This window comes from Collinsella aerofaciens (assembly GCF_040920445.1).
Taxonomy (GTDB): domain Bacteria; phylum Actinomycetota; class Coriobacteriia; order Coriobacteriales; family Coriobacteriaceae; genus Collinsella; species Collinsella aerofaciens_BH.
The window spans coordinates 24847-40873 of sequence record NZ_JBCOTQ010000006.1 but is presented as its reverse complement, the minus strand read 5'-3'; the positions used below and the strand labels follow the sequence as shown (position 1 = coordinate 40873).

General features: G+C 58.0%; 14 protein-coding genes and 3 tRNA genes. 10 read left to right on the top strand and 7 right to left on the bottom strand.

Translation table 11 applies throughout. The features are described from left to right. Positions 1 to 54: 54 nt before the first annotated feature. The 7 genes from AB5405_RS01710 to rpmH form a co-directional block, all read right to left on the bottom strand. Positions 55 to 855 (bottom strand): ParA family protein, encoded by an 801-nt coding sequence (locus tag AB5405_RS01710; RefSeq protein ID WP_368137377.1) that lies wholly within the window; start codon positions 853 to 855, stop codon positions 55 to 57. A 134-nt stretch (positions 856 to 989) separates the two neighbouring features. After that, entirely contained in the window at positions 990 to 1727 is a 738-nt protein-coding gene (rsmG, locus tag AB5405_RS01705) for a 16S rRNA (guanine(527)-N(7))-methyltransferase RsmG (RefSeq protein WP_368137376.1), read from the bottom strand. A gap of 96 nt (positions 1728 to 1823) precedes the next feature. Further along, complete coding sequence (locus AB5405_RS01700) at positions 1824 to 2393, bottom strand: Jag family protein (protein WP_022093802.1); 570 nt, start codon at positions 2391 to 2393, stop codon at positions 1824 to 1826. Positions 2394 to 2437: 44 nt separating this feature from the next. After that, positions 2438 to 3208, bottom strand: coding sequence for a YidC/Oxa1 family membrane protein insertase (locus AB5405_RS01695; RefSeq protein WP_368137374.1), 771 nt, complete (start codon positions 3206 to 3208; stop codon positions 2438 to 2440). Between the two features lie 29 nt (positions 3209 to 3237). Continuing rightward, on the bottom strand, positions 3238 to 3462 hold the full coding sequence (gene yidD / locus AB5405_RS01690) for a membrane protein insertion efficiency factor YidD (protein ID WP_148331768.1): 225 nt from the start codon (positions 3460 to 3462) through the stop codon (positions 3238 to 3240). Further along, complete coding sequence (gene rnpA / locus AB5405_RS01685) at positions 3459 to 3797, bottom strand: ribonuclease P protein component (RefSeq protein ID WP_006236191.1); 339 nt, start codon at positions 3795 to 3797, stop codon at positions 3459 to 3461. Before rnpA ends, yidD begins: the two co-directional genes overlap by 4 nt. 20 nt (positions 3798 to 3817) lie before the next feature. Further along, positions 3818 to 3952: a 50S ribosomal protein L34 gene (gene rpmH / locus AB5405_RS01680; RefSeq protein ID WP_019127408.1), complete on the bottom strand. Its 135-nt coding sequence runs from the start codon at positions 3950 to 3952 to the stop codon at positions 3818 to 3820. 345 nt (positions 3953 to 4297) lie between these two features. Between rpmH and AB5405_RS01675 the strand changes: the two genes are divergently transcribed. From AB5405_RS01675 to AB5405_RS01630, 10 genes are all read left to right on the top strand, one after another. Further along, complete coding sequence (locus AB5405_RS01675) at positions 4298 to 5650, top strand: ATP-binding protein (RefSeq protein WP_368137372.1); 1353 nt, start codon at positions 4298 to 4300, stop codon at positions 5648 to 5650. A 15-nt stretch (positions 5651 to 5665) separates the two neighbouring features. Beyond that, positions 5666 to 7390: a DnaA ATPase domain-containing protein gene (locus AB5405_RS01670; protein ID WP_152068595.1), complete on the top strand. Its 1725-nt coding sequence runs from the start codon at positions 5666 to 5668 to the stop codon at positions 7388 to 7390. Between the two features lie 238 nt (positions 7391 to 7628). Beyond that, positions 7629 to 8732 carry a DNA polymerase III subunit beta gene (dnaN, locus tag AB5405_RS01665; protein WP_117629990.1) on the top strand — a complete coding sequence of 368 codons (1104 nt, stop codon included), beginning with the start codon at positions 7629 to 7631 and terminating at the stop codon, positions 8730 to 8732. Positions 8733 to 8741: 9 nt separating this feature from the next. Further along, the gene (gene recF / locus AB5405_RS01660; protein ID WP_368137371.1) at positions 8742 to 9848 is read left to right on the top strand and encodes a DNA replication/repair protein RecF; all 1107 of its coding nucleotides are present in this window, start codon (positions 8742 to 8744) and stop codon (positions 9846 to 9848) included. Further along, positions 9835 to 10398 (top strand): DciA family protein, encoded by a 564-nt coding sequence (locus AB5405_RS01655; protein ID WP_148331762.1) that lies wholly within the window; start codon positions 9835 to 9837, stop codon positions 10396 to 10398. Before recF ends, AB5405_RS01655 begins: the two co-directional genes overlap by 14 nt. A gap of 105 nt (positions 10399 to 10503) precedes the next feature. Next, entirely contained in the window at positions 10504 to 12534 is a 2031-nt protein-coding gene (gyrB, locus tag AB5405_RS01650; RefSeq protein WP_117757978.1) for a DNA topoisomerase (ATP-hydrolyzing) subunit B, read from the top strand. Positions 12535 to 12720: 186 nt separating this feature from the next. Further along, positions 12721 to 15429 (top strand): DNA gyrase subunit A, encoded by a 2709-nt coding sequence (gene gyrA, locus AB5405_RS01645; protein ID WP_368137387.1) that lies wholly within the window; start codon positions 12721 to 12723, stop codon positions 15427 to 15429. Between the two features lie 300 nt (positions 15430 to 15729). Continuing rightward, positions 15730 to 15806, top strand: a tRNA-Ile gene (locus AB5405_RS01640). A 67-nt stretch (positions 15807 to 15873) separates the two neighbouring features. Then, a tRNA-Ala gene (locus AB5405_RS01635) sits at positions 15874 to 15949 on the top strand. 4 nt (positions 15950 to 15953) lie between these two features. Next, positions 15954 to 16027, top strand: a tRNA-Ile gene (locus AB5405_RS01630).

Below are 16027 nucleotides of genomic sequence, written 5' to 3'. Positions count from 1 at the left end.
GCCTCTGAGACCAAAGCATTGAGTCCACGTCCCAGTCCGCCACGTTTCTTTACACTAGGCACGCTTGATCACCTCTTTTGCAAGGTTCATATATGCTTTTGCACCCTTATTTTGAGGTGCATAGGTAATTACCGGTTCTCCAAAAGACGGAGCTTCGGAGATTTTAACCGTACGGGGGATTAGCGTCTTAAACGCCTTATCACCAAAGTACGATTGAACCTCCTCAACAACCTGATTCGATAGTGAAGTACGCGAGTCATACATGGTCATAAGCACACCATAGGTGTCTAAGCCCTTGTTAAGACGTGATTTAACCATCTTCATAGACTCAAGCAGCTTCGTAACGCCCTCGAGTGCGTAATACTCGCACTGGATCGGAATCAAAACGCTATCCGCTGCGGTCAAGGCGTTGATAGTAAGCAGGCCGAGCGAAGGAGGACAGTCAATGAAAATAAAATCGAACTCGTCCTGAATCGGCTCAAGCAAATCTTTGAGGCGGGTTTCACGTGCAATTGCGCTTACGAGCTCAATTTCGGCGCCTGCAAGCTGAATTGTAGCTGGAATTACGAATACCTTTTTGCAATTTGTATCAAGAACAAGTGATTCTGCTGGCACATCATTCAACAATGCATCATAGATGCAGTGATCAAGGTCTTCTTTTTCAATTCCGAATCCACTGGTGCTGTTTCCCTGCGGATCAAAATCGACAATCAGTGTCTTACGACCCTGCTCACCCAGTGCTGCTGCAAGGTTTACAGCCGTCGTTGACTTACCGACGCCGCCTTTTTGATTGATGATTGCAATGACACGCGTGTCTTTTGCGCTCTTAGAACGCTTAACGTCGCGAAATCCCACGGTCCCTCCTGGTGTGTATTAAAGCTGTCAAACGGAGGATGTTTCACGTGAAACATTCCGATTCGATATCAACCGCCATGTTTCACGTGAAACACTGCAAGTTGTTAGTATCCATTATGTTTCACGTGAAACATCTAGGCAAGCGGATTCTTCTTGGCCATGCCATTTGCACGAGGCAATGAAACGGATGCTGGATGACTCTTCTTAAGAACAATGAACTCCCTGTGGCCCAGGCCCTCAGGCAAATCAATTGCGTCATTCAGAAGCAAAGTGAAGCCGCAAATCTTAGCTGCTGACATGCCGGAAGCAAGCTCCTCATCCGAAGGATTGCCCTTGGTTATAACAAATAGCCCTCCATCCTTCAGATACGGAGCCGCATACTCAACAAGAATCGGTAGAGGGGCCAGTGCGCGGGCGGTTACAACAGAGAACTGCTTCTTATGGCTTCGAGCATATTCTTCAAGACGATCATGAACCGCATGAGCATGTTTCAATCCAAGAGCATGGACAAAGGAATTAACCGCATCAACCTTCTTGCCAACAGAGTCAATATAAGTAGCTTTACGATGCGTGGTTATGGTTAATGGAATACCAGGGAAGCCCGCACCTGTTCCCATATCGAGCAAAGCTCCCTCAGGAGCCTTGTTGATATAGGGGAGCAAAACAAGTGAGTCGAGGATATGAAGTACTGCAGCATCTTCTACGTTAAGAATACGGGTGAGATTGGTTGTCTTATTTGTTTCTAGAACCAAATCCAAATGCTGAATACATTTCATCAGCTCAACATCAGTTACGCTCAAGGAATACTCTTTGCAATAGGAAGTTAGACGACTCAACATCTCGTCAGCCTGCTGATCAGTAAGTACTAACAACGAAAGCTCCTTTCTGACAAAAATCAGTGTATCGAGAACTTTTGACAAAAAAAGGGGACGTGGAAACCACGTCCCCTTAGCATAAGCTCGAGAAGATTATCGAGCAACAATCACCACATGGCGATCAGGGTCAGAACCCTCAGAATGAGTATCGACGGCATCATTGCCACGAAGTGCAATGTGAACCAGTCGACGCTCGTAGGCATTCATGGGCGGAAGCGAAACACTCTTATGAGTGCGGATGGCACGCTCGGCAGCAGACTGAGCCATGGAAGCAACCTTGTCCTGACGGCGACTCTTGTATCCCTCTACGTCCACTACAACCGGATACCTAAAGCCAAGTTTGCGGCTCACCAGCAAAGAGAACATAACCTGAAGGGCATCAAGGGTGCGACCATGACGGCCAATGAGAACAGCAAGGTCGGGAGCCGTTACATCCAAAATCAGCTCACCCTCGTCGCCCTCATACTCATCGATAGGAGAGTTGGCGGCATCGAAGTGCGAAAGGATGGAACGCAGGATGGAAATCGCAACATCGGCAATGGTGTCGAGCTCCTCATCGGTCAGCTCTTCACCAGCCTTGTAGCGCTGTGCAATCTCGGGATAATCGCCCGCGACCTGCGGGGCAACCTCCTCAAGCATATCCTCGATGATCTCTTCAGACATAACGTACTCCAAAAGTTAGGTACCTAAATAAGATTGATATCCCACTACTTCTTCTTGTGCGGGCGCGGCTTCTTCTCTCGACGAGTGACCTCAACCTGCAGCGGAGCGTTCTTAAGACGCTCCTCCTCATCGGCCTTCGCCTTGTCGATGACCTTCTGCGTCACAAAAATCTGCTGGATAACCTGCCAAGCAGAAGAGACGTCGTAGTACAGCAGAACACCAACGGGAAGGCTCCAGCCCATCCAAAGCATCATGACCGTCATGACAACGGCCATCATACGCACGCTCTGAGCCTGCTGGCCGGTCTGGTTGCGCGACATATAGAGCTGCGGAATCAGGGTCAGGACGGCGAACAGGATCAGGCAAACCAGCGCAGGCAGTGCAACCATAAAGCCATCGGCAAAGGAAGCGCTCGGCGTGGTGGTCAGGTCGGGCAGGATGTTGAAGAACGAGAACGTGCCGTCGTTAAAGTACTGCGGCAGGTTGCGCAGCAATGTAAACAGGGCGAACAGGATAGGCATCTGAATCAGCAGCGGCAGACAGCCAGCCATGGGGTTGAACTTGTTCTCGCTGTAGAACTTCTGCATCTCCTCGGCCTGACGCTGGGGATCGTCGGCATAGCGCTCCTGGATCTCGAGCATCTTGGGCTGCAGCACCTGCATGCGAGCCGTCGACTTGGTCGACTTGAGCATGAGCGGCGTCAGCAGCAGACGGATGATGACCATCAGGATGATGATGGACAGGCCCCAGTCGACCGCAAAGGTCTGGATGAGCTTGAGCAGCTCGAAAAGGATGTTAACGATCCAATCCCACATGTAAGTTTTCCTCCGATAGCGAGTGCCCGCTAGGGCACAGGGTCATAACCGCCGACGTGCAGGGGATTGCAGCGAACGATGCGCCTCACGGCAAGCCAGCAGCCTCTCAAAACACCGTGCTTCTCAATCGCCTGGACGGCGTATTGCGAGCACGTTGGGTAATAAATGCAGGCGTCAGGCAATAAGGGCGAAATAACCTGTTGATATATGCGAATAGGAGCGATGGCAACACGTCGCAAAACGTGATTGCTCATCGCTCCTCCCCGGCAACGCCGGCGCGCTTCATAAGCGAACGCAACGCCTTGTCCATCTCCTGCGGCGAGGAAACCCTCGTCTTGGGAGTTGCAAACAAGATGATGTCATAACCCGCAACGGGAAATCCGCAGCTGCGGGCGGCCTCGCGCATCACACGCTTAGATCGGTTGCGCACGACGGCACAACCGAGTCGCTTAGCACCAACGAAGGCGACCCTTCCGGAGTCGCCTTCGCCAACCGATTCACATATGGTCATTCGAATCAGAGGGTGATTGAAACGACGCCCCTGACTGAACACATGCTCGAAATCTTGCCGAGACTTAATAGTCTTCATGCGAGATGTGTGTATCGCTGCTAGACAGTGAGACGCTTGCGGCCCTTGGCGCGACGACGGGCGAGCACGGCACGACCACCCTTAGTGGCCATACGGGCACGGAAGCCATGGGTCTTGGCACGCTTACGCTTATTAGGCTGATACGTACGCTTCATCTTAAGTTCCTCCTGCTGCATTTCGAGTGTCCGCGGGGACGCGGACGCAGATATAGACACGTGAGCTTGAAGATTGTAGGGAAATCAATGTTCAAATGTCAAGAAATCAAAGGTAAAAGGTTGCGCAGTTCACACGGTTCCCCCATAAGCACAACCGAAATTTGCGCCTCATGGCAACCTTTCACGATATTTCATCGAGTTTTCAACAGGTCATGTTGGCAATGTTGAGAACTTTTCACCCGTTTTCCAAAGTTTTCAACAAGTTTTGAAAAGTTGTCGAAAGATGAGAAACGTTGCACGGTGAGCTACTATTTGTTCGAAACCTTTTGAAAGATTGCGAGCGGCATGTCTGACGACTTTTACACCATGGTCGATTCCGGAGACCCGGCACCCGACAACGAGCACATCACCGGCGTGCGCGAAGAGCGTGCGGAAGGCGAGCAGACGACCACGCAGGCGCCAAAAGCCATGTACGCCGCGCGCATCGCCGTCTATGACGACATGCTGTCGACACCGCGGGTGATCGTCATTGATCCGCAAGATGTCCGCACGTATTTGGAAGAGACGACCAACACCGTCTACCAGTGCATGAAAGAACAAGGTGGCCATATCTCGCTCATGGTCATTCGCGAGATTGTCGAAAACTTTATCCACGCACACTTTGCCGAGCCCATCATCTCGATTCTGGACGGCGGAGACACCATCCGGTTTGCTGACCAAGGACCCGGCATCGACGACAAGGAACGTGCTTTCGACTTTGGCGTTACCAGCGCAAACAGCAAGATGAAGCGCTATATCCGTGGAACCGGAGCAGGGTTTCCCATGGTGCAGGAGTATTTGGAAAACGCCGGCGGTGCCGTATCCATCGAGGACAACATGGGCAACGGCACCGTGGTTACGGTAAGCCTGAACCCTAAACGCGTGCAGGAAATCGAGCGTGCCGGCGGACGCGGCGCTGCCGTGCGACCCGAGACGGAGCAGCCCACATATCCCCTGCCGGGAGCTTTTGCGCAGCAGCCCGTGGCAACGCAGCAGATGCAGCCCCCCGTGGGACAGATGCAGCAGCCCGGAATGCTTCCCACACAAGAACCCCAGGCGGCATCTATGTCGATGCCGCCAAACATGCCAGAGGCCATGCCGCTGGCTGATCAGGATGCAGCAGCAATGCAGCAGGCGACGGGGGCGCCGGGTGGCCAGCAAATGGGCTATCAGCCGTACCAACAGGGATATCCATATCAGCAGATGCCGCCACTGGGGTATGGCCAGCAGTTCCCGCAGCAGTACCAGCAGGGATATCAGCAGCCGTACCAGCAGATGCCGCAGCAGCAGTACAACCCCTGGGCCCAGCAGACGCCTCCGCAGCCTTACCAACAGTGGCCTCAAAGTTTTCAACAGCAAATGCCGCCGACGCAGAGTTCTCAACAACCAGCAGCTCAAATGATGTATCCTAATGCAGCAAATCAGTATGCGCAGCCACAACCGGACGTGTTCGTAAGCGATCGCGGCAACGCCGCGCTGGGCTATCTGGCGCAAAATCAAGCGTGCGGTGCAACCGATCTGGCGAGGGCGTTTGGAAACTCGGCCCCCACTTGGTCACGCACGCTCAATGACTTGGCGCAGGCCGGCTTGGTCATCAAGCATGGCCAGAAATACCATCTGACCGAACTCGGCGCCGCTCGCGTGCGAGCTCAGAGCTAAAGAACGGGAGAGACAGTGGACGAGGAAGCAAGCATCATCCTGGGGGATGCCATCGCCTTTTGCCAGCGCGACGGCCAAGATGCACGCCTCATCAACATGCTGGGGCAATCGCGGGCCATAAGCCTGACCGAAGATACGCTCACGATCGAGGCCCCCTCGCGCTTTGCCATCGCGCAGCTCAAAAAGCATCAGCCGACTATTGAGGCCTATCTGGAAGAAATCGCCTTTGCACCGATCGCGCTCGACATCGTGGCACCGCAAGGCGCCGCAACGGAATCCGCTGCCGCGACGGCGCCCGCCACGGCTCCCGCCGCTTCCCCGGCGGCACCGACCTCCGCAGGCGACGTGCCGACAATCGAGCACCAGCACAGCGATGTTTCCCGTGAAACCATGGCACCGTTGCCGACCGCGGCGGCGACGTCAACGAACGCACCCGTCACGCACATGCCTATCGCTCACGACGCAGCGGCGGGCGCGGATTCGGGCATTGCAATCAAGAACACGCTCTCGGCCGATGATTTTCGTCGCATGATGAACCAGATGAAGGGCGGAGCGCCGACTAAATCCACGCAAGCTGCGACCCCCGCTTCACCCATACCGGCGCCGACCGTGCCGGCCGAGCAGAATACGGATGGAGCCCCGCTCGCCGCGAACTCAAAATTTACCTTTGAGAACTTTGTCTACGGCCCCGAAAACAGCCATGCCTATCGCTCGGCACTCAAGTTTGCCGCCCTCGCGGACGAGCGCGGCACATGCACATCACTGTTCATCTACGGCAAATCGGGCCTGGGCAAGACGCACCTGCTGCTTGCCATCAAAAACGAGCTCGCCGAGAAGTCGCCCGAGATCAAGGTCAAGTATGCCAACTCCCAGGCATATCTGGACGACCTGATGACCGAGTTCGACCGCCAAAAGAAGAGCAACGCCCCCATCATGCAGGCGTACCACGGCGTGGACGTGCTCATCATCGATGACATCCAAAACATCATCGGCAAGCGCGCGAGCGTGGACTACTTTTTCCAGCTCATGGACGAGTTCATCCGCAACAACAAGAAGGTCGTCATCGCGGCAGACCGCGCCCCCAAGGACCTGAGCATGGACGAGCGCCTGACCAGCCGCTTCAACGCCGGCATGCTCTGCCTGGTCGCAGAGCCCAGCTACGAGATGAAATACAAGATCTTGCAGCGCTATTACGAGAACACCATCGTCGCCGCTCCCGAGGCAGGCGACGACTCGCTGCTGGCGGCCTATGGGGGCGACGGCGGGCACCTGACCGACGAGCACTTTAAACACATGGCCGAGGTCTCAGGCACCAACATCCGCGAACTCGAGAGCTTTTGCGAGCGCTGCGCCGGCGAGGCGGGCGACCGCGAGCGCGAGGGAGGGGAACTCACCTTTGACGATATCGACGCCATCGCCAGCCAGTACTTCGACACATCGGCCAAAAAGATCAACGTCCAGACGGTTCAGTCCGTCATCGAAGAGCAGTACGGCGTGACGCACGAGGAGCTCATCGGCCCGCGTCGCAACGCCAATATCGCCAAAGCACGCCATATCGCTATCTACCTTGCCATCGAAATGTGCGAGATGACGACCACGGCGGTAGGCGCCGAATTTGGCAACCGCAACCACTCGACCGTCAGCACGAGTTACAAAAAGGTCCAGAAGATGATCCAGGAAGACCGCACCGTCACCGAAGACCTCAAGTCGCTGCGCGATAAAATTACACTGCGCTCGTAGGGAAATAGAGACACCTGTTGAAAACTTGTCGAAACCACGGGCATAAGGTGTCTAAAACCCAATCCGCGGTGATGAAAAGTTTTGCGCAGGTTTTGAACGTGGAAAACCACCCCTGTTGCACACAGGTTGCTGTCGATTCTCTTTCTGGGTCTGACCTGCGTCTTTGGGAGTAATCAACAGTTTCGTCAGTGCTATTACTATTATTAAGATATTTATATCTATAGAAAGGTATTAAAAGATGAAGTTCACCGTCAGCCAGAGCTCGCTTACACAAGCCATCGGCGTCGTTATGAAGGGTGTCGCTTCGGCATCCACCCTTCCCATCCTGTCGGGCGTGCTCGTCAAGGCGCAAGACGGCATCTTGGAATTCCAGACCTCTAACTACACCATCTCGATCCGTCATCGCATCGCGGCGCATGTCGAAGAAGAGGGCGAGATGGTTATCCCCTGTAAGATGCTCTCCAATATCACCAAGACTCTCCCCGATGCCCCGGTCACCTTTGAGCTGTCCGAGCGCCAGGTGCTGATTGGTTGCGAGAAGAGCTCTTTCCGCCTGAACACGCTCGACGCCAACGATTTCCCCGAGTTTCCTGCCTATGCTATCGAGAGCGCGGTGGAGCTCCCGACCGACATCCTGTCCGAGATGGTCGGCCGCGTATGGCGCGTCACTTCGACTGATAAGGCCCGTCCCATCCTGGGAGGCGTGCACATGAAGGTCGAGAACAACACCGTGCGCCTGGTGGCAACCGACTCCTTCCGTCTGGCCGTATGCGACACCCAGGTCGAGACCTCGACGCTTGAGGGCTCCTTTGAGCTCAACGTTCCGGCCGACGCGTTCAACGACGCCCTGAGCATCATGGCCAGCCAGGCGACCATCATGATCGGCGCCACCGACACCCAGGTTGTCTTTGAGGCCGGCAACACCACCTATGTGTCGCGCCGTATCGAAGGCGTGTACCCCAACTACAAGCAGCTCATCCCCGATTCGTGCGTGACGAGCGTCAAGATCGACGTGGCGGCTTTTAATGCCGCCCTCAAGCGCGTGGCGGTCATCGCGAGCGCCAACCCCGCCGTTAAGTTCGAGATCGATGTCGAGAACGGTCAGATGGGCCTGTCCTCCATCTCCAATGATCAGGACCTTGCACAGGAGACGATCGATGTCGAGGCCGAGGGCGAGTCGGGCACCATCGCCTTTAACTACCACTACATCTTTGGCTGCCTCAATGCCCTGTCCAAGGAGAAGGAGATCACGCTGGAGCTCAAGAGCTACTCGCAGGCGGGCATCTTTAAGTCCTACGACAAGATCAACTACCTGTACCTGGTCATGCCGGTTCGCATCTAGCGCTGCGCCATGACCATGTTTGCCCGCGATCTTTCCGTCGCGCACTACCGCAGTTTCGAGAGCTATCGTCTTGCCCTGGACGAGGGCGTGACGATACTTGCGGGACCCAACGCGGCGGGAAAGACCAATCTCATAGAGGCGCTGCAGCTGCTGACGAGCGGCGCCTCGTTTAGGCATCCGACCGCAGCCGAGCTCGTCCATGATGGCGTGGGCTCGTGCAAGATCGAGCTGAGGCTCGAGGGCGACGGCCGCGTGCTTGATATGGGATTGAGCGCGGAGGACGGTAAGCGCTCGTTTAGCCGCAACGGCAAGAGATGCTCTGCCGCCGGTGTGCGCGGGGTTCTGCCGAGCGTGCTGTTTTGCCCCGACCATCTGGACATGGTTAAGCGGGGCGCCAGTGTGCGCCGCGCCGCCCTCGATGACTTTGGCATGCAACTGAGCGCACGCTATGCCGATCTTGCGAGCACCTATGGGCGCTGCGTGACCCAGCGCAACGCCTTGCTCAAGGAAACCTGGTGCTGCCGTGAGATGCTCGGCGCGTGGAACGATTCGATTGCCCGCGCGGGCTCGGCTCTGCTTGTGCACCGGTTGGCCCTGCTCGACCGGCTGGCGGGCCATGTGCGTACTGCCTATGGGCAAGTGGCGTCCGGTGAAGCCGCCAACGTGTCCTATGCGTCCACGCTGGGGGATTTGCCACAGGTCGAGGATCGCGAAGAGCTGAAGGGCTGGGCGTACGAGCGCATGCTGGCCGCCCTTGATGAGCACGCCGACGAGGAAATTCGCCGCGGCGTGACGTTGGTGGGACCGCATCGCGACGAGATTGAATTTACCGTGGCGGGTCGCTCCGCTCGTTCATTTGCCAGCCAAGGACAGCAGCGAACGTTGGTTCTGGCCTGGAAGGTGGCCGAGGTGGCCGTGGCTCGCGATGTTCTGGGTACTGCTCCGCTGCTGCTTTTGGACGACGTGATGAGCGAGCTCGACGGCGAGCGCCGCGGTGCTTTTCTGCGGCTGATCGGCGATGATATCCAGACGGTCATAACCACGACCAACCTGGGATACTTTACCGATGACCTGCTTGATCGAGCCAAGGTGGTGAGCATGGGTGAGACGTGCTAATTACGAGCGCGAGAGCGAGACGGTTGCCTTCAGTGGATTTTTGAACGCAGAGCGCCAGCGCATCCTGGCGGCCGCGACACCTGAGCGCCGCGCGCAGATGGAGGCTGCAGAGGAATCTCGTGCGGTCTATCGCGCCTGGAATGCGGTGTGCTCGGGCACGCGCGAGGGACGCCATGTGACGGGCCTGCGCTACCTGCCCGAGTCCAATGAGCTGCTGGTGTACCTCGACTCGCCCTCGTGGACGCAGGAAATGACGCTGTTGCGCGAGATCATCCGCGCACGTATGGAGCGCGCCGGTGCGCATGTGGACGGCCTGGTGTTCAAAACCACCGCACCCGGTCACACGCCGCCCGCCGCCAAGGAGCGCCTGCGCCCGCCGACGACAGAGCGCCCGCCGGCCCCGCATGCCGACCTCAGCGATGCCGAGCGCACCGAGATTGAGCGCCAAGTGGCGCCCATCGAAGACCAAAAACTGCGCGAGGCCCTCGAGAATGCCATGAGAGCCAGTGCCGAGTGGGCCAAGGGCGTGCAAAGTAAAAAAGAGCCTTAAATCGCATCTGGTGGCCTTGTAGAGCCAAATACCCTCGTTCCCGAGGGTATTTTTTTACGATAAACTAGTAAGGCTGTACACATTTTCTTGACTGAAGGAGGACGTGTGACAAACGAAAACGATTACGATGGCGGCGAGATTAAGATTCTCGAAGGTCTCGAGGCCGTTCGTAAGCGCCCGGGCATGTATATCGGCTCGACGAGCGCCAGCGGTCTGCATCACCTGGTGTGGGAGATCGTTGACAACTCCGTCGACGAGGCCATGGCCGGTTTCTGCACCGAGATCCAGGTGACGGTCCACGCCGACAACTCCATCACGGTCGTCGACAACGGGCGTGGCATCCCCGTCGACGAGCACCCTGTTAAAAAGATCCCGACGCTCGAGGTCGTCATGACGATCTTGCACGCCGGCGGTAAGTTCGATAACTCGGCCTATAAGGTCTCGGGTGGCTTGCACGGTGTGGGCATCTCCGTCGTCAACGCACTGTCCAAGCGCGTGGTCGTTCAGGTTCGTCGCGATGGCAACACCTACGAGATGGAGTTCTCGCGCGGCAAGACCGTCAAGAAGATGGAGGTCGTGGGCACCTCGGATTCGACGGGCACCACCGTCACCTTCTGGCCCGACGATGAGATCTTCGAGACCTGCATCTACGATTTCGATACGCTGCATAACCGTCTGCAGGAGACGGCGTTCCTCAACAAGAACCTCAAAATCGTGCTGACCGACGAGCGCGAAGCGACTCCCCACGTGGAGGAGTTTTGCTACGAGGGCGGCATCATCGACTTCGTCAAGTTCCTCAACGAGGGCAAGGACGTCCCCGAGGCCTTTAAGGAGCCCATCTACATCGAGGGCAAATCGGACCCGGACGCGCCTGTGGCCAAGATGGGCGAGGTCGAGGTTTCCCTGCAGTGGAATAGCGGCTACGGCGAGAACGTCATGTCGTTTGCCAACGACATCTACACCCCCGAAGGCGGCATGCACCTTGAGGGCTTCCGTACCGCGCTCACCCGCGTGATCAACGATTACGCGCGCAAGCAGAACCTGCTCAAGGAAAAAGACGCCAACCTGACCGGCGACGATGTGCGCGAGGGCCTTTCGGCCGTTATCTCGGTCAAGCTGCCCGATCCGCAGTTTGAGGGCCAGACCAAGGCAAAGCTCGGCAGCTCCTATATGCGAGCGCTCACGCTCAAGATTGTGACCGACGGCCTCGCCGATTACTTGGAGGAGCATCCCAAGCCCGCTCGCGAGATCGTCAAGAAGGCGCAGCAGGCCTGCAAGGCGCGCAATGCCGCCCGCAAGGCGCGCGAGGCGACCCGCCGCAAGAGCCTGCTCGAGACGGCGTCCCTGCCCGGTAAGCTCGCTGACTGCTCGGTGCGCGATGCCGAGCTGACCGAGCTCTTCATCGTAGAGGGCGACTCGGCAGGCGGTTCGGCCAAGGACGGCCGTCGCCGAGACATCCAGGCGATTCTGCCCCTGCGCGGCAAGATTTTGAACGTCGAACGCGTTGGTGACCATCGAGCGTTCTCGAGTGACACCATCCAGTCGCTGATTACCGCGATCGGCTGCGGCGTCACGACGAGTGCCGGCGACGGCGGCGACTTCGATATCACCAAGGCGCGCTACCACAAGATCATCATCATGACCGATGCAGACGTCGACGGTGCGCATATCCGCATCCTGCTGCTGACGTTCTTCTACAAGTACATGCGTCCGCTGATCGATGCCGGCTACGTCTATGTTGCCTGCCCGCCCATCTTTGGCATTAAGGTGCGCAACAAGATCCACTACGTGTATCCCAACGGCCGCCAGCCCGAAGACGAGATCCTGCGCGACACCATCCAGAGTCTGGGCCTGAACCCCGACGATAACGACGAGGACGGCAAGGCCAAGGACGGCAAGATCACCAAAAAGCGCAAGGGCTATACCGTCCAGCGCTACAAGGGCCTGGGCGAGATGGACCCCAAGCAGCTTGCCTCGACGACGATGGACCCCAAGACCCGCATCCTGCAGCGTGTGTCGATCGAGGACGCCGTGGTGGCGGACCGCGCCGTGCGCGAGCTGATGGGTTCCGAGGTCGGCTATCGCCGCGAGTACATCGAGAAGCATGCACATGATGCACGATTCTTAGATGCCTAACCTGTTCGGCTTTCCCAGCCACCGCACCTTCGCCCTCAATCGTCGGTCGCGTACCCAAGTACGTTTCCCTCCTCTTTCGGGCGAATCTGCGGCACCTGGAAAAGCCGTCTCCGTGGTAGGGAACTAATTAGACCACGCAAACCATGAGGAGGTAACGTGGCAGACGATATCAACAATAACGAGGGTATGGACGAGGCCGGCGATGCCGGTATGCCCGACGATCTGAAGCGCCTGCTTGCCCGTGCTGAGCAGGGCGAGGACGGCGACCCGGACGCCTATAACCCCGATGCCGATGATGATGAGGAAGAAGACGACGCCGAGCTCGAGGAGAGCTTTGGCGAAGTCGACCGTGGCGCCTCGGCCGGCGAGGATATCAACGGCGGCCAGCTCCAGATTTCGGAGTTTGGCCGCGAGATGAAGCAGTCGTTCATCGAGTATTCGATGTCGGTCATCACGGCGCGCGCCCTGCCGGACGTGCGCGACGGCTTAAAGCCGGTGCACCGCCGCATCCTGTACGCGATGAACGAGAGCGGCATCTACCCCAACCGCCCGCACAAGAAGTCAGCTTGGACGGTCGGCGAAGTTATCGGTAAGTACCACCCGCATGGCGATTCCGCGGTCTACGAGGCCATGGTCCGCCTGGCGCAGTGGTTCTCCATGCGCACGCCGCTCATCGACGGTCACGGTAACTTCGGTAACATCGACGGCGACGGCGCGGCGGCCATGCGTTACACCGAGAGCCGCTTGGCAAAGCCCGCCATGGAACTGCTGCGTGACTTGCAGAAGGATACCGTCGACTGGCAGCCCAACTACGACGAATCGCTCGCCGAGCCCGTGGCGCTGCCTGCGCGCTTCCCCAACCTGCTGGTCAACGGCAGCCAGGGCATCGCCGTCGGCATGGCCACCAACATCGCTCCGCATAACCTCACCGAGGCGATCGAGGCCACCTGCTACCTGATCGACAACCCCGACGCCACCGTCGACGAGCTCATGCAGATCATGCCCGGTCCGGACTTCCCCACCGGCGCCATCATCATGGGCAGCGCCGGCATTAAGCAGAGCTACGAGACCGGCCGCGGCTCCATTACCGTGCGTGCCAAGGCACACGTGGAGTCCACCAAGACCGGCCGCAGCCGCCTGGTCTTTACCGAGATTCCCTACATGGTCAACAAGGGCACCCTGCAGGAGAAGATCGCCCAGCTCGTCAACGACAAGCGCATCGAGGGCATCTCGGATATGCGCGATGAGTCCAACCAGAAGGGCATCCGTCTGGTCATCGAGCTCAAGAAGGGCGTCATTCCGCAGGTCGTGCTCAACAATCTGTATAAGTACACCTCGCTGCAGACGACCTTTGGCGCCAACAACCTGGCACTCGTCAACGGCGTTCCCAAATGCCTGAGCCTGCGCGAGATGCTGCAGCACTACATCGACCACCAGGTCGACGTCGTCACCCGCCGCACCCGCTTCGACCTTAAGAAGGCCCAGGCCCGCGCGCATATCCTCGAGGGCTACCTGATGGCCCTTGACCATATCGACGAGGTCATCAGCATCATCCGCTCCTCGCAGACCGACTCCGAGGCCAGCAGCCGACTGATCGAACGCTTTGGCTTTACGCCCGAGCAGACCACGGCCATCCTCGAGATGAAGCTGCGCCGCCTGACCGGCCTGGAGCGCGACAAGATCCAAGAAGAGTTGGACGGCCTGCGCCGCGCCATCGCCTACTACGAGGACCTGCTGGCGCACGAGGAGAAGATTCTGGGCGTCATCAAGGAAGAGATGCGCGAGATCTCCAAGAAGTTTGGCGACAAGCGCCGCACCGAGATCAGCCAGGTTGAGAAGGACTTGGACGTCGAGGACCTCATTGCCGACGAGGATATGGTCGTGACCATCACCCACACCGGCTACGTTAAGCGTATCCCGGTGGCTGCCTACCGTGCCCAGAAGCGCGGTGGCAAGGGCGTGTCGGGCGTCAACCTCAAAGAGGACGATGTTATCGACGAGATGTTCATCGCGTCCACGCACGAGTATGTGCTGTTCTTCTCGAGCAAGGGCAAGGTCTATCGCCTGAAGGTGCACGAGCTGCCGGTGGGTACGCGCCAGGCGCGCGGTACCGCGATCGTCAACCTGCTGCCCTTCGAGGAGGGCGAGAAGATCGTGAGCGTCATCAGCTGCCGCGAGTTCCCGGCCGACGAGTACCTGATGTTTGCCACCAAGAGCGGCATGGTCAAGAAGACCGTGATGAGCGCTTACGATCGTAGCCGCCGTGATGGCCTGATCGCTATCAACCTGCGCGACGACGACGCACTGCTGAACGTGCGCCGCGTGCGCGAGGGTGACAAGATTATCCTAGCCACCACCGCGGGCAAGGCGATCATGTTCTCCGAGGAGCAGGTGCGCGCCACCGGCCGCGATACCAGCGGCGTTCGCGGTATCGGTATGAAGGACGGCGTGAGCGTTCTGGGCATGGAAGTCACTAACGGCAACGGCGATCTGTTCGTCATCACCGAGCGCGGCTACGGCAAGCGCACGCCGGTCGCGGACTACCCAGAGCAGAATCGCGGCGGCCAGGGCGTCTACACCATCCAAATGACCGAGCGCAAGGGCAACCTCGCGGCCATGAAGACGGTGGGCCCGCAGCACGAGCTGTTCATCGTGACGGAGGGTGCGACGGTCATTCGCGTCAAGACCGACGAGATCAGCCAGACCGGCCGCGCCACCCAGGGCGTCAAGATGATGACCGTCGACGACAACGACCGCGTATGCGCCGTAGCCCGCATGACGGCAGCCAAAGAGAAGCCCGAAGGCGAAGCAACAGAAGACGGTTCTGCCCCCGAAGAAGCCCCAGTCGATCTAGGCGATGGCAACGACATGCCAGAAGATCTCCTAGACGAGTAAGAGGCTCTAGCTGGTAAAAATCATCAGACCCCATATATCGGCGGTCGGCGCACTGCGCGCCGACCGCTTTTTTGAAAACCTTTGAACCCCACGTCGCCCCCGGCTGCCCGGCGGCATGCGAAGTCGATCGCGAGTTCCGCACGAGCAGGAGAGCACTTAATGTGCTCTCCGTGCGAGCAGGACTGTCCGAGCAGGCGACTTCGCATGCCGCCGGGCAGCCGGGGGCGACACCCCTCAAAGATTTTCAAAAAAGTTGTTGACGCGCGCGTAACGACTCGTCTAATATATCCCTTGCGCGATGGACCTGTAGCTCAGTTGGTTAGAGCGTCCGGCTGATAACCGGGAGGTCACAAGTTCGAATCTTGTCAGGTCCACCACTTTCTTTCGCAATAAACACCCCAGCGAGAGCCGAGTCGCCGCTGGGGTGTTTATTACTGTCTCCGTGGGGGTTTAGCTCAGCTGGGAGAGCGCGGGCTTTGCAAGCCTGAGGTCAGGGGTTCGATCCCCCTAACCTCCACCATGATGGACCTGTAGCTCAGTTGGTTAGAGCGTCCGGCTGATAACCGGGAGGTCACAAGTTCGAATCTTGTCAGGTCCA

Coding starts and splice junctions, on each gene's coding strand:
- AB5405_RS01700 (WP_022093802.1), bottom strand. CDS start 2,393: ATGTCTGAAGAGATCATCGAGGATATGCTTGAGGAGGTTGCCCCGCAG.
- AB5405_RS01695 (WP_368137374.1), bottom strand. CDS start 3,208: ATGTGGGATTGGATCGTTAACATCCTTTTCGAGCTGCTCAAGCTCATC.
- yidD (WP_148331768.1), bottom strand. CDS start 3,462: ATGAGCAATCACGTTTTGCGACGTGTTGCCATCGCTCCTATTCGCATA.
- rnpA (WP_006236191.1), bottom strand. CDS start 3,797: ATGAAGACTATTAAGTCTCGGCAAGATTTCGAGCATGTGTTCAGTCAG.
- rpmH (WP_019127408.1), bottom strand. CDS start 3,952: ATGAAGCGTACGTATCAGCCTAATAAGCGTAAGCGTGCCAAGACCCAT.
- AB5405_RS01675 (WP_368137372.1), top strand. CDS start 4,298: ATGTCTGACGACTTTTACACCATGGTCGATTCCGGAGACCCGGCACCC.
- dnaN (WP_117629990.1), top strand. CDS start 7,629: ATGAAGTTCACCGTCAGCCAGAGCTCGCTTACACAAGCCATCGGCGTC.
- recF (WP_368137371.1), top strand. CDS start 8,742: ATGACCATGTTTGCCCGCGATCTTTCCGTCGCGCACTACCGCAGTTTC.
- gyrA (WP_368137387.1), top strand. CDS start 12,721: ATGGACGAGGCCGGCGATGCCGGTATGCCCGACGATCTGAAGCGCCTG.